Genomic DNA, 12,205 nt, shown 5'->3' with positions numbered 1-12,205 from the left:
GGATTACGGTTCAGGGTGAGGAATACCTCACCCTTTTTACATCTGAGGTTTTATGTCTGTGGTAATCAGCGATGCCTGGCGCCAGCGTTTCGGCGGCACGGCACGGTTATACGGTGAAAAAGCCCTGCAACTGTTCGCGGATGCGCATGTCTGCGTGGTGGGCATTGGTGGCGTGGGTTCGTGGGCGGCAGAAGCGCTGGCGAGAACCGGCATTGGCGCAATTACGTTGATTGATATGGATGACGTCTGCGTCACTAACACTAACCGTCAGATCCACGCCCTGCGTGATAACGTCGGTCTGGCGAAGTCCGAGGTGATGGCGGAGCGTATTCGTCTCATCAACCCGGAGTGCCGCGTAACGGTGATTGACGACTTTGTGACGGCAGATAACGTCGCGGAGTACATGAGCAAAGGCTACAGCTATGTGATTGACGCCATCGACAGCGTGCGGCCAAAAGCGGCGCTGATCGCTTACTGTCGTCGTTACAAGGTGCCGCTGGTGACAACGGGCGGCGCGGGTGGACAAATTGATCCGACGCAGATCCAGGTGGCAGATCTGGCGAAAACCATTCAGGATCCACTGGCCGCTAAGCTGCGCGAGCGCTTAAAAAGCGACTTCAATGTGGTGAAGAACAGTAAAGGCAAGCTGGGTGTGGACTGTGTGTTCTCGACAGAAGCGCTGGTTTATCCGCAGGCGGATGGTTCGGTCTGTGCAATGAAAAGCACAGCGGAAGGGCCAAAGCGGATGGATTGTGCCTCAGGGTTTGGAGCGGCCACCATGGTGACCGCCTCCTTCGGCTTTGTGGCGGTCTCTCACGCCCTGAAGAAGATGATGGCGAAGGCGGAACGTCAGGCCTGAGCCTGACGGGCGGCATCCAGCACCGCGTCGTTTAGCGCAATCAGTCCCTGACCGCGCGAGGCGCTAAGCTGCGTGCGAAGTCCCAGCTCATCAAACAGCGCCAGCGGAGAATGCGCCAGCAGCTCTGCGGCGCTTTTCCCTTCGATTGCGGTCAACAGCACCGCCATCAGACCGCGAACAATGCGTCCCTCGCTGTCGCCGAAGAAATGCAGTTTCTCACCGGATATGCTAAACCCAAGCCAGACGCGGTTCTCGCAGCCAGCTATCTCCTTCGCCTGCGATTTCAGTTCGTCTGACAGCGTGGGCAACTGTTTGCCCAGCAGGATCAACTGACGATATTTATCTTCCCACTGCGTGAGCGGGACGAAGGTCTGTTTTAACGTCTCTTCAGTGATAACGGTGCCGAACGGATGCCCGGCTAAGGCTGAACTTGTCATTAATCCACCAGTAATTCCAGGGCGCGGTCGACGGCGGAAACCAGCGCGTCGACGTCACTTTTTGTGTTGTACGGTGCAAACGAGGCGCGCAGGGTACCGCTCACCCCCATGGCCGCCAGCAGCGGCTGGGCGCAGTGCTGTCCTGCGCGCAGGGCAATGCCGTATCCGGCAAGCAGCGTCACCATGTCGCTATGGTGTACGCCCGCAAAATCAAAGGCGAGCAGGCTGGAGTCCTGGACGCGGAACGAGCGAAACCCGGGGCGTTTCTTAAGCTCTTCTTCTGCCAGCGTCGCCAGGCCCCGGCTCCAGCTTTCAGCCTGAGCCACGTCCGTATCTGCGAGAAATTCGAGCGCTGCGCTCAGACCGATAACCCCTGCCACGTTCGGCGTACCGGCTTCCAGGCGGTAAGGCACATCCTGCGTTTTGAAACCGTCGAAGGTGACTTCGGTAATCATCTTGCCGCCGCCGAGCCACGGCGTCATCCGGGCCAGCAGTTCAGGTTTGCCGTACAGCGCGCCGATACCGGTTGGCCCGTACAATTTATGCCCTGAGAAGGCATAGAAGTCGATATCCAGCGCCTGAACGTCAGCCGGAAAATGCACCACACCCTGCGCACCGTCGACCATTACCACCACGCCGCTGGCATGGGCAATCTCAATGGCGCGCGCCAGATCCGGACAGCCGCCGGTGACGTTGGACATCTGCCCCAGCGCCAGAATACGGCTGCGCGGCGTAATCAGCTCAGGCAGACGCGCCACGTCAGGCAGGAAGTCTGTACCCAACGGGAGTTTTACAACCCGTGCCCCGGTTTGTTCGGCCACCATCAGCCAGGGCACCAGGTTGGCGTGGTGTTCCGCCTCGCTGACGATGATCTCATCCCCGGGCTGCAACAGCGGACGCGCGTAACATTGCGCCACCATGTTAATGGCCTCGGTAGTGCCCCGCGTCCAGACGATGTTCTTACCGCTGTCAGCATTGATCAGGCGCGCGACCTGATCCCGTGCGGCTTCGTATTGCGCCGTTAAGCGCTGCGCGTCGGCATACTGGCTGCGATGCACGTTCCCGGCGCTCAGGCTGTAAAACTGGCGGGTTGCCTCAAGCACCGCTTGCGGCTTAAGGGCCGTGGCGGCGCTATCAAGATAAATGCCGGCATCGGCCAGCGCAGGAAACTGTGCGCGAAACTGCGCAGGACTGAAAGCGTTCATGGAATTCCTCATATCGATTCTACGATCGTCGCGCAAATTTATCGGCAGGGCAAGGAAGTTGATATCTATCAGATTTGTCTGCTTATCCTGGCGAGTCTGAAAAAGCAGGTTATGCTAAATAGTGTTAGGCGGATGTTTTAGCCTGTTATAAATCGAGGTTTGAATAGCATTAATTGCTAAAGGAGAATAATCATGAAAAAGACAGCTGCAATCATTTCTGCCTGTGCGTTGACCTTTGCCCTGAGCGCATGTTCTGGTAATAACTACGTAATGCATACCAACGATGGTCGATCTATCGTCTCTGAAGGGAAACCGACAACCGATAATGATACCGGGATGATTTCATACAAAGATGCTAACGGGAACAAACAGCAGATCAATCGCAGTGATGTGAAAGAGATGAAGGAAATCGAGCATTAACAGTTAGATAAGCGAAAAAAAAGCACCGCAAGTTGGCGGTGCTACATTAATCACTATGGACAGACAGGGTAAATGTACAGGAAGTGAAAAATTGGTAGCGTTGCTACCGTGGTCTGAATCGCAGACCAATTGCAAACACAACAACACAACATCACAACCGTAAGCCAAAAGCCCTTCAGAACACGCATTCCAAAAAAAGCTTTTCGTTCCGGCTCAGGAAGTGCCGCCACTATAGGTATTTGCTGGTAGTTCCTCAACGGACAAATTATAATGGCTCAGATAAAAAAAACTAATAGGTTAAACGTTGTTTCCTATATGTTAAATCTCGTTAACATCTAAGCCAGATAACCATGTCCAAGCGATTGCCACCCCTAAATGCATTACGTGTTTTTGATGCAGCAGCACGCCACCTCAGCTTCACCCGCGCAGCCGATGAGCTTTTTGTGACACAGGCCGCAGTAAGTCATCAAATCAAGTCTCTGGAGGATTTTCTGGGGCTTAAGCTGTTCCGTCGCCGCAACCGTTCGTTGCTGTTGACCGAAGAAGGGCAGAGCTATTTTCAGGATATTAAAGAGATTTTCTCCCAGCTGACGGAAGCCACCCGTAAGCTTCAGGCACGGAGCGCAAAAGGTGCACTGACTGTGAGTTTATTGCCCAGTTTTGCCATTCAGTGGCTGGTGCCGCGACTCTCAAGCTTTAACTCAACTTATCCGGGAATCGATGTCCGAATCCAGGCAGTGGACCGTCAGGAAGACAAGCTTGCAGACGATGTGGATGTGGCGATTTTTTACGGTCGTGGTAACTGGCCGGGCTTGCGTGTTGAAAAATTATACGCAGAATATCTGCTGCCGGTCTGTTCACCGCTGCTGCTGACGGGGGAGAAAGCGCTCAAAACGCCCGCCGATCTGGCGCAACACACGCTTTTGCACGATGCGTCGCGTCGCGACTGGCAAACTTATACCCGTCAGTTAGGTCTTAATCATATAAACGTGCAGCAGGGGCCCATTTTTAGCCACAGCGCGATGGTGTTACAGGCTGCCATTCACGGGCAGGGCGTGGCATTAGCGAATAACGTCATGGCGCAGTCCGAAATTGAGGCAGGCCGTCTGGTTTGCCCATTTAACGATGTACTGGTCAGCAAGAATGCATTTTATCTGGTTTGTCATGACAGTCAGGCAGAACTGGGTAAAATAGCCGCTTTCCGGCAGTGGATACTGGCGAAAGCGGCAAGCGAGCAAGAAAAATTCCGCTTCAGGTATGAACAATAACGTTTGTGTGCCGGGCACGCATTAATTCAGGACTTAAACATGACCAGCCGATTCATGCTGATTTTCGCCGCGGTGAGTGGCTTTATTTTTGTAGCTCTGGGCGCGTTTGGCGCGCATGTCTTAAGCAAGTCTTTGGGCGTTGTGGAGATGGGCTGGATCCAGACCGGCCTTGAATATCAGGCGTTCCACACGCTGGCAATTTTTGGGCTGGCGGTGGCGATGCAGCGCCGTATCAGCATTTGGTTTTACTGGAGCAGCGTCTTTCTGGCGCTGGGTACCGTACTGTTCAGCGGCAGTCTCTACTGTCTGGCGCTGTCGCATTTACGCCTGTGGGCGTTTGTTACACCTGTCGGCGGCGTCAGCTTCCTGGCGGGTTGGGTTTTAATGTTTATCGGAGCTATCCGTCTGAAACGCAAGGGCGTTGTTCATGAATAAGGTTGTTTTATATTGTCGCCCGGGGTTTGAGAAAGAGTGCGCCGCGGAAATCACCGATAAAGCGGCGAAGCGTGAAGTCTTCGGATTCGCTCGCGTCAAAGAGAACGCGGGCTATGTGGTATTTGAATGCTATCAGCCTGATGATGCCGACAAGCTGGCGCGCGAACTGCCGTTCAGCTCGCTGATTTTCGCCCGTCAGATGTTTGTCGCGGGCGAATTACTGAAAGATCTTCCGCCGGAAGATCGCATCACGCCGATTGTTGGCCTGTTGCAGGGTGTGGTGGAGAAGGGCGGCGATTTGCGCGTGGAAGTGGCTGACACCAATGAAAGCAAAGAGCTGATGAAGTTCTGCCGTAAGTTTACCGTGCCGCTCCGCGCGGCACTGCGTGATGCGGGAGTGCTGACAAACTACGAAACGCCAAAGCGTCCAGTCGTGCATATCTTCTTTATTGCGCCAGGATGTTGCTACACCGGCTACTCGTATACCACCAATAACTCGCCGTTCTTTATGGGGATCCCGCGTCTGCGCTTCCCGTCAGACGCGCCGAGCCGTTCAACCCTGAAGCTGGAAGAGGCGTTCCACGTCTTTATCCCGGCGGACGAGTGGGACGAACGTCTGGCAAACGGCATGTATGCCGTCGATCTTGGCGCGTGCCCGGGCGGCTGGACCTATCAGCTGGTGAAACGCAACATGTGGGTTTCGTCTGTGGATAACGGCCCGATGGCGCAAAGCCTGATGGACACCGGGCAGGTCACCTGGCTGCGTGAAGATGGTTTCCGCTACCGTCCTACCCGTAACAACATCTCCTGGATGGTGTGCGACATGGTAGAAAAACCGGCGAAAGTCGCGGCGCTGATGGCCTCCTGGCTGGTGAACGGCTGGTGTCGTGAGACGATTTTCAACCTCAAGCTGCCGATGAAAAAGCGTTACGAAGAGGTGTCGCAGAACCTGGCTTATATTCAGCAGCAACTGGACGAACACGGGATTAACGCGGAAATCCAGGCGCGTCAGCTGTATCACGACCGTGAAGAAGTGACGGTGCATATCCGTCGCTGGTGGGCGGCCGTGGGTGGGCGTCGCGACGAGCGATAACGTTTGTAACGCCCGGTGGCGCTGCGCTTACCGGGCCTACAAAATCGTGTAGTTGTTTTAACGTTCTAACCTTAACTGCTGTAAATTCCCATCCAGCTGTAAATCCGTCTGTAGCGTTGCGATTTCCCGGCAGATAAACGCCATCTCTTTATTCGCCTCCAGCTTCTTGCGCCATTTTTCCGGCACTTCCTCAAGCCTTGCGTAAATCCCTTCCAGATTCTGAAACTCCGTCAGCAGCTGTGCGGCACTTTTGGGTCCAATACCGGCGACACCCGGCACTCTGGAGCTGCTGATCCCCGCCAGCCCCCAGTAATCCGGCAATTGCTCAGGCGATACGCCAAACTCGCTGGCAATAAATGGTGCGTCCAGCCAGCGTTTTTGAAAGTAGTCCCGGATGCGGATCGTAGGAGAGAGCAGCTGGCAGTAGCCTTTGTCGGTTGAAACGATAGTCGCCTGATGCCCGGCGCTTGCCACTTTAACCGCCAGCGTTGCGGCTAAATCATCAGCCTCATTACCGTGTGCGCCCCAGCACGGAACGCCGCGCTGTTCAAAGGCCGTGCGTATAACGGGCATTTCGGCGTGCAGATCGTCCGGCATCGGCGCACGTCCGGCTTTGTAGTCCGGCAGGCGCTGGTGCCGCCAGCCGGTATTGCGTGCTTCATCGTCGAATACGGCAACAGCGTGGGTGGGTTCGCTATGGCGAATGAGCTGCTCCAGCGCGTGTAAACAGGTGTCCTTGCAGGGGGTGCCCTGTACCGCGTGAATACGGCGAATCAGGTTAAGTGCATCGACGATAAGCAAATGAACGGCCACAGATAATCTCCCTTCTGTCTAATGGGGGAAGGGTAACACTGAGCGCAGCATGAAACTATGAATGGTGGGGAAAACAGGAAGAAGCCTCGCAAAACGAGGCTTCCTGAGAGGCTTAATCGCAGGTAACGATCTTCATCGCCAGGCCACCGCGGGAGGTTTCGCGGTATTTGGCGTTCATATCTTTACCGGTTTCGTACATGGTTTCGATAACCTTGTCGAGACACACGCGCGGTTCACTGGTGCGGCGCAGCGCCATACGGGCCGCGTTCACCGCTTTCACAGAGGCGATGGCGTTACGCTCGATGCATGGCACCTGGACCTGACCGCCGACCGGATCGCAGGTCAGCCCCAGGTTATGTTCCATGCCGATTTCCGCCGCAATACAAACCTGCGCAGGACTTGCGCCCAGCAATTCGGCCAGACCCGCCGCCGCCATAGAGCAGGCTACGCCCACTTCACCCTGACAGCCCACTTCCGCGCCGGAAATCGAGGCGTTCATCTTGTACAGTGAGCCAATCGCACTGGCGACCAGCATATACCGCGCGAGTGAGTTTGCATTTACTTCACGGATAAACTTGTCGTAATACGCCAGGACCGCCGGAACAATGCCGCACGCCCCGTTGGTTGGCGCGGTGACGACGCGGCCACCCGCGGCGTTCTCTTCGTTCACCGCCAGCGCGAACATGTTGATCCAGTCGACAACGGCCATCGGGTCGGTGGTGGTTTTGTCGGTGCTGACCAGCATGCGGCGCAGCGCAGCCGCACGACGTGGAACACGCAGTTTCCCCGGCAGCACGCCTTCGGTGGTGATCCCGCGCTCAATGCCGCTGCGCATCACTTCCCAGACGTTTGCGAAGTGCTGTTCCAGCTCCTCTTTGCTGTGCAGGGCCAGCTCGTTTTTCATCATCAGGCCGGAGAGAGAAAGGCCTGTCTCCTGGCAGTGACGCTGTAAATCGGCCGCGTTTTTGTACGGGTACGGCACCTCAACGGCGGAGCCGTTGGTTTGACCAAAATGGTCTTCGTCGACGATAAACCCGCCGCCGATGGAGTAATACGTCTGGCTGTAAACCGCTTTATCGCCGACCAGCGCGGTAATGCGCATGCCGTTTTCGTGCAGCGACAGGTTATCCGCATGGAAATTCATGCAGTGGTCAACCGGGAATTCAACCTCATGCTCGCCGTTGGCCAGCAGCAAACGACCGTGGGTGTTCACGTCCTGGATAAAGCCAGGAATGGAGTCAATATCAACGGTATCCGGCAGGTTACCCGCCAGCCCCATGATAATGGCAATATCGGTATGGTGGCCTTTACCGGTCAGGGAAAGGGAACCGTATACATCGACAACCACGCGGGTGATGTCGTGCAAAATGCCGCGTGCAATCAAGTCATCCGTGAATTGTTTACCGGCTTTCATTGGTCCGACGGTGTGAGAGCTGGAAGGACCAATACCGATTTTGAAGATATCGAATACGCTAATCATGATGCGTCCATTGCTTCAGTCAGAGGGGAGGAGTGCGCCATCCGAAGACGGCGCAGGAGGTATTAGCTGAACAGCGAGTAGAAAATAGCGGAGATGGCAATCAGACCCATCACAACAACGAACACGTTGCTGATATGGCCGCTGTATTTACGCATCGCTGGCACTTTCTGAATCGCGTACATCGGCATCAGGAACAGAATCATCGCGATAATCGGGCCGCCCAGGGTTTCAATCATGCCCAGAATGCTTGGGTTCAGGGTGGCTACCGCCCAGGTGGTCACCAGCATGAACAGCGCGGTGATTTTGTTCAGACGGTTGATTTCAATGCTCTTGCCTTTACCGCGCAGAGATTTAATCACCATACCGTTGAAGCCTTCACGTGCGCCCAGGTAGTGGCCCAGGAAGGATTTGGTGATGGCGATAATCGCGATGATCGGTGCCATCCACGCAATCAGCGGTGCGTTAAAGTGGTTTGCCAGGTAGGACAGAATAGAGATGTTCTGCTCTTTCGCCGCCGCCAGATCCGCCGGGGAAAGGCTCAGCACGCAGCTGAACACGAAGAACATAACTGTCAGTACCATCATGATGTGTGCGCGAGCCAGGATGCTGGAGCACTTCTTCTCTGCGCCATTGCCGTACTCTTCACGCTTCGCCACCGCGAAGGAGGAGATGATTGGTGAGTGGTTGAAGGAGAACACCATTACCGGGATCGCCAGCCACAGGGTCAGTAGCAGGCCGTTACCGGTTGCGGATGCGCTGCTCAGAGACAGAGTTTCCAGCGCAGCGCCGTTCCACTGTGGGATCAGGTACAGCGCCAGCACCATCAGGGCTGCAACAAACGGGAATACCAGCACGCTCATCGCTTTGACAATCATCTGCTCGCCAAAGCGCACGATGGTCATCATACCGACGATCAGGATCAGGGACAGGATCGCACGCGGCGGCGGGGTCATCTGCAGCTGGTGCATCATGAAGCTTTCAACGGTGTTGGTGATAGCAACGCTATACACCAGCAGAATCGGGTAAATCGCGAAGAAGTAGAGCAGGGTAATCAGCTTACCTGCGCCGACGCCGAAGTGTTCTTCAACGACTTCAGTAATGTCTTCGCCCGGGTTTTTACCGGACAGCACGAAGCGGGTCAGGCCGCGGTGTGCAAAGAAGGTCATCGGAAAGGCGATGATGGCCATGATGATCAGCGGGATCAGACCGCCGACACCTGCGTTGATAGGAAGGAACAGTACACCAGCGCCGATTGCCGTGCCGTACAGGCCAAGCATCCACATGGTATCCGTTTTGCGCCAACCGCTTCGGGATTCAATCGAAGCAACGGTGCTGGTTTGAGTGGTTTCCATCTGTATCTCCTGGAGGAAGCAAATTGTCAGGTTTTTAGTCAAATCCGATGAAAAAGTGCCTGACGGTAATATGAAATTCGTTCAGTGACGGTTTTTTAATAATTTTTGCCCGTAACTATTGGCGGGCGGAAAGATACATTCTCGTTATGAATCTATCAGTGATCGCGATCCCAAATGCAATAATCCACTTATGATGTGGGCATATTTAGACCATTTATCTGTTAAAAAAACATCAAAGAGGATTTACGGGCGCGAAGGCTACCATTAACGACATGTTTTCGAAAAGGCTGACCCGCGAGATAGGTGTCTTTCGCTGTAAAGAAATAGGATTTTAGGATTTTCTGGCAGGTAATTTCGATTAAGGCTGATTATTTACGGTTTCAAAAACGAGGTAATCGTTTGCGCGGGCGCCAGATTTGTTAATAACATTGAAGATCGCTATGAATTACATCACTAATAAAAAAGCCGGATGACAATCCGGCTTGAGAGGAGGGAAAGGACGCTTTATTTGATGATTTCGTAACAGGGAATATAGGCAGAACCCGGAAGTTTCATGCGGTGCTGAGCTACAAAGCCCTGCAGCATGTCATCCATGCGGCGCATCATTTCCGGGTCTCCGTGGATTTTATACGGCCCGAACTCCTCAATCGCGCGGATCCCCACCTCCTTCACGTTCCCCGCCACGATGCCAGAGAAGGCGCGACGCAGGTCAGCTGCCAGTACTTCCACCGGCTGATCCGGATAGAGTTTGAGGTTCGCCATGTTCTCATGCGACGGCTCGAAGGGGATCTGGAGATCCGGTGCGATACGGATGGACCAGTTAAAGCTGTAGGCATCCCCGGTATCACGACGGTTCTCTTTCACCAGCGGCATCGCTTTTTTCATCTGACGGGCCACTTCTGCGGCATCGTCAATAATAATGCGGTAGTGACGGCGCGCGTCTTCCCCCAGCGTATGCACGATAAACTCGTCCAGCACGCGGAAATAGTCGGCGCTCTCTTTCGGGCCGGTCAGGATCAGCGGCAGAACCTGATTTTTGTTGGCCGGGTTCATCAGGATCCCGAGCAGATAAAGCAGTTCTTCCGCCGTACCTACGCCGCCCGGGAAGATGATAATGCCGTGCGCGATACGGACAAACGCCTCAAGACGTTTTTCGATATCCGGCATAATAATCAGTTCGTTAACCAGCGGGTTAGGCGGCTCAGCGGCGATGATCGACGGCTCGGTCATGCCGATAAAACGGCCTTCTTTATAGCGTTGCTGCGCGTGTCCTACTGCCGCGCCTTTCATCGGCGCTTCCATCGCGCCAGGACCGCAGCCGGTACAGATGTTCAGCTCGCGCAGGCCGAGCTGATTACCCACGCGGCGGGCGTACAGGTATTCGGTTTCGTTAATAGAGTGACCACCCCAGCAGACGACCATGTTCGGCGCTTCGCCAACGTGCAGGGCGCGGGCGTTACGCAGAATGGAGAAAACCAGGTTGGTGATATGAACGGAGCTTTCCAGATCGAGATGCTGGAAACGACCGGCGTTGCTGATCTGTCCGTTAACAAACAGGATGTCGCGCAGCACGGCAAAAAGGTTGGCCTGAAGTGAGCGAATAATACGCCCATCGACAAACGCCTCTTCCGGCGGGTTGATCACTTCCAGCTTCACCCCGCGCTCGCGGCGCAGCACATTGATATCAAAACTTTCGAAGCGGGACAGCAGCTCTTTACTGTTGTCGGTCAGGCTTCCGGAGTTCAGTACAGCAAGTGAACAGTTACGAAACAGTTGATACAGGTCGCTACTGGCGGTGCGTTTAAGCATGTCCACTTCCAGTTGCGACAACATATCCATAGAGCCAAGCGGGCTAATATGTGTAATCAAGTGAGCTCCTTATGGGACGATTATCGTCTTTCCCTGTTGATTACAATAGCCCTGGCTTATGACGTTTCACAACACTTCGGGCGGAATACCGCCCGCATATTGTGAAAATATTTATCTTACTGGCGCACCAGCCGTCCGGTGGCAGGCACAAAATCGGTATTGGTGCGCCATGGGTTAATGTCCAGGCCGCCGCGACGGGTATAGCGGGCATAAACGCTCAGCTTTTCGGGCTGGCAGAAACGCTGTATGTCATTGAAGATGCGTTCCACGCACTGCTCGTGGAATTCGTTGTGATGACGGAATGACACCAGGTAACGAAGCAGCTTTTCCCGGTCAATCTGCGGGCCGCGATACTGGATCTGTACCGAGCCCCAGTCCGGCTGATGGGTGATAAGGCAGTTGGATTTCAGCAGATGGCTGACCAGCGTTTCGTCGACCACTTTTCCGCCCGCTGCGTTTTCCAGATAGTCGGTGCTAAATTCGTAGCTCTCCACATCAATGTCCTGATCGTCGATGCAGGTGCCGTGGAAATGGGCGATGGGCTGACCTTCCAGCTCATGCAGACGGTATAACGAGACGGTTACGTTCCCCTGCGCGCACGCGCTTAAATCACGTTCAAGCGTCTGTTGTACCTCGTCCCAGCTGTTAAATTTGGTCTGGTTAAAGCTGTTGAGATAGAGCTTAAAGCTCTTGGATTCGACCAGGTTTACGCTGGCGTAATCCAGCTCGACATGGCCCACGGCTACCTGCGGCAGACCGCGCGCATTCAGCCAGGAGAGTTCGTACAGCGTCCAGATGTCGCCGCCGACGAACGGCAGCGCGTCGGCATGAAGGCCAAGCGGATCGCGGTTCAGACTGCGCGGCACACCCTGAAGCAGGCTTGCGTCGTAGGTGTCGCGGTAATCGGTCGATTTACCCAGCGTTAAGCCCGTTAACGCCTGATGATTTTCGTAAGACATGTTTCATAGCCACTT

Annotated in this window: 12 protein-coding genes; 5 read left to right on the top strand and 7 right to left on the bottom strand. The window is 54.8% G+C overall.

What is annotated here, in order from left to right:
- The first annotated feature begins 52 nt into the window (after positions 1-52).
- On the top strand, positions 53-859 hold the full coding sequence (gene tcdA, locus ACOTXC_RS03340) for a tRNA cyclic N6-threonylcarbamoyladenosine(37) synthase TcdA (protein ID WP_006811804.1): 807 nt from the start codon (positions 53-55) through the stop codon (positions 857-859).
- Here tcdA and csdE read toward each other — a convergent pair.
- Positions 850-1,296 carry a cysteine desulfurase sulfur acceptor subunit CsdE gene (csdE, locus tag ACOTXC_RS03335; protein WP_155025166.1) on the bottom strand — a complete coding sequence of 149 codons (447 nt, stop codon included), beginning with the start codon at positions 1,294-1,296 and terminating at the stop codon, positions 850-852. The genes tcdA and csdE overlap by 10 nt on opposite strands.
- A complete protein-coding gene (gene csdA / locus ACOTXC_RS03330; RefSeq protein WP_150312489.1) occupies positions 1,296-2,501 on the bottom strand; it encodes a cysteine desulfurase CsdA in 1,206 nt (401 codons plus the stop codon). Before csdA ends, csdE begins: the two co-directional genes overlap by 1 nt.
- A 192-nt stretch (positions 2,502-2,693) precedes the next feature.
- On the opposite strand from csdA, the gene ACOTXC_RS03325 reads away from it, so the two are divergent.
- The 4 genes from ACOTXC_RS03325 (at position 2,694) to rlmM (ending at position 5,717) form a co-directional block, all read left to right on the top strand.
- Positions 2,694-2,921, top strand: coding sequence for a YgdI/YgdR family lipoprotein (locus tag ACOTXC_RS03325; protein ID WP_015571738.1), 228 nt, complete (start codon positions 2,694-2,696; stop codon positions 2,919-2,921).
- Between the two features lie 350 nt (positions 2,922-3,271).
- The gene (gcvA, locus tag ACOTXC_RS03320) at positions 3,272-4,189 is read left to right on the top strand and encodes a glycine cleavage system transcriptional regulator GcvA (RefSeq protein ID WP_022649222.1); all 918 of its coding nucleotides are present in this window, start codon (positions 3,272-3,274) and stop codon (positions 4,187-4,189) included.
- Between the two features lie 39 nt (positions 4,190-4,228).
- Positions 4,229-4,624, top strand: coding sequence for a DUF423 domain-containing protein (locus ACOTXC_RS03315; protein WP_003862756.1), 396 nt, complete (start codon positions 4,229-4,231; stop codon positions 4,622-4,624).
- On the top strand, positions 4,617-5,717 hold the full coding sequence (rlmM, locus tag ACOTXC_RS03310) for a 23S rRNA (cytidine(2498)-2'-O)-methyltransferase RlmM (RefSeq protein WP_022649221.1): 1,101 nt from the start codon (positions 4,617-4,619) through the stop codon (positions 5,715-5,717). Before ACOTXC_RS03315 ends, rlmM begins: the two co-directional genes overlap by 8 nt.
- A 57-nt stretch (positions 5,718-5,774) precedes the next feature.
- On the opposite strand, the gene xni is transcribed toward rlmM, so the two are convergent.
- The 5 genes from xni to queF all read right to left on the bottom strand — a co-directional run bounded on the left by xni (position 5,775) and on the right by queF (position 12,190).
- Positions 5,775-6,530 carry a flap endonuclease Xni gene (gene xni / locus ACOTXC_RS03305; protein WP_252065931.1) on the bottom strand — a complete coding sequence of 252 codons (756 nt, stop codon included), beginning with the start codon at positions 6,528-6,530 and terminating at the stop codon, positions 5,775-5,777.
- A 112-nt stretch (positions 6,531-6,642) separates the two neighbouring features.
- Positions 6,643-8,010 carry an L-serine ammonia-lyase gene (locus ACOTXC_RS03300; protein WP_022649219.1) on the bottom strand — a complete coding sequence of 456 codons (1,368 nt, stop codon included), beginning with the start codon at positions 8,008-8,010 and terminating at the stop codon, positions 6,643-6,645.
- A gap of 62 nt (positions 8,011-8,072) precedes the next feature.
- Complete coding sequence (locus ACOTXC_RS03295) at positions 8,073-9,362, bottom strand: HAAAP family serine/threonine permease (RefSeq protein ID WP_022649218.1); 1,290 nt, start codon at positions 9,360-9,362, stop codon at positions 8,073-8,075.
- A 504-nt stretch (positions 9,363-9,866) separates the two neighbouring features.
- Positions 9,867-11,231, bottom strand: a complete 1,365-nt coding sequence (gene ppnN, locus ACOTXC_RS03290; RefSeq protein ID WP_023298502.1) for a nucleotide 5'-monophosphate nucleosidase PpnN — start codon at positions 11,229-11,231, stop codon at positions 9,867-9,869.
- 116 nt (positions 11,232-11,347) lie between these two features.
- Complete coding sequence (gene queF / locus ACOTXC_RS03285) at positions 11,348-12,190, bottom strand: NADPH-dependent 7-cyano-7-deazaguanine reductase QueF (protein ID WP_023298501.1); 843 nt, start codon at positions 12,188-12,190, stop codon at positions 11,348-11,350.
- Positions 12,191-12,205 lie beyond the last annotated feature (15 nt).

The sequence above is a fragment of the Enterobacter cloacae complex sp. IR5428 genome (genome assembly GCF_049238585.1).
Lineage (GTDB): Bacteria > Pseudomonadota > Gammaproteobacteria > Enterobacterales > Enterobacteriaceae > Enterobacter > Enterobacter intestinihominis.
This window is presented reverse-complemented; position numbering and strand designations above follow the sequence as displayed.

Excerpts from the sequence above, each read along its gene's own strand:
- tcdA (WP_006811804.1), top strand. The coding sequence starts at position 53 with ATGTCTGTGGTAATCAGCGATGCCTGGCGCCAGCGTTTCGGCGGCACG.
- csdE (WP_155025166.1), bottom strand. The coding sequence starts at position 1,296 with ATGACAAGTTCAGCCTTAGCCGGGCATCCGTTCGGCACCGTTATCACT.
- csdA (WP_150312489.1), bottom strand. The coding sequence starts at position 2,501 with ATGAACGCTTTCAGTCCTGCGCAGTTTCGCGCACAGTTTCCTGCGCTG.
- ACOTXC_RS03325 (WP_015571738.1), top strand. The coding sequence starts at position 2,694 with ATGAAAAAGACAGCTGCAATCATTTCTGCCTGTGCGTTGACCTTTGCC.
- gcvA (WP_022649222.1), top strand. The coding sequence starts at position 3,272 with ATGTCCAAGCGATTGCCACCCCTAAATGCATTACGTGTTTTTGATGCA.
- ACOTXC_RS03315 (WP_003862756.1), top strand. The coding sequence starts at position 4,229 with ATGACCAGCCGATTCATGCTGATTTTCGCCGCGGTGAGTGGCTTTATT.
- rlmM (WP_022649221.1), top strand. The coding sequence starts at position 4,617 with ATGAATAAGGTTGTTTTATATTGTCGCCCGGGGTTTGAGAAAGAGTGC.
- ACOTXC_RS03300 (WP_022649219.1), bottom strand. The coding sequence starts at position 8,010 with ATGATTAGCGTATTCGATATCTTCAAAATCGGTATTGGTCCTTCCAGC.
- ACOTXC_RS03295 (WP_022649218.1), bottom strand. The coding sequence starts at position 9,362 with ATGGAAACCACTCAAACCAGCACCGTTGCTTCGATTGAATCCCGAAGC.
- queF (WP_023298501.1), bottom strand. The coding sequence starts at position 12,190 with ATGTCTTACGAAAATCATCAGGCGTTAACGGGCTTAACGCTGGGTAAA.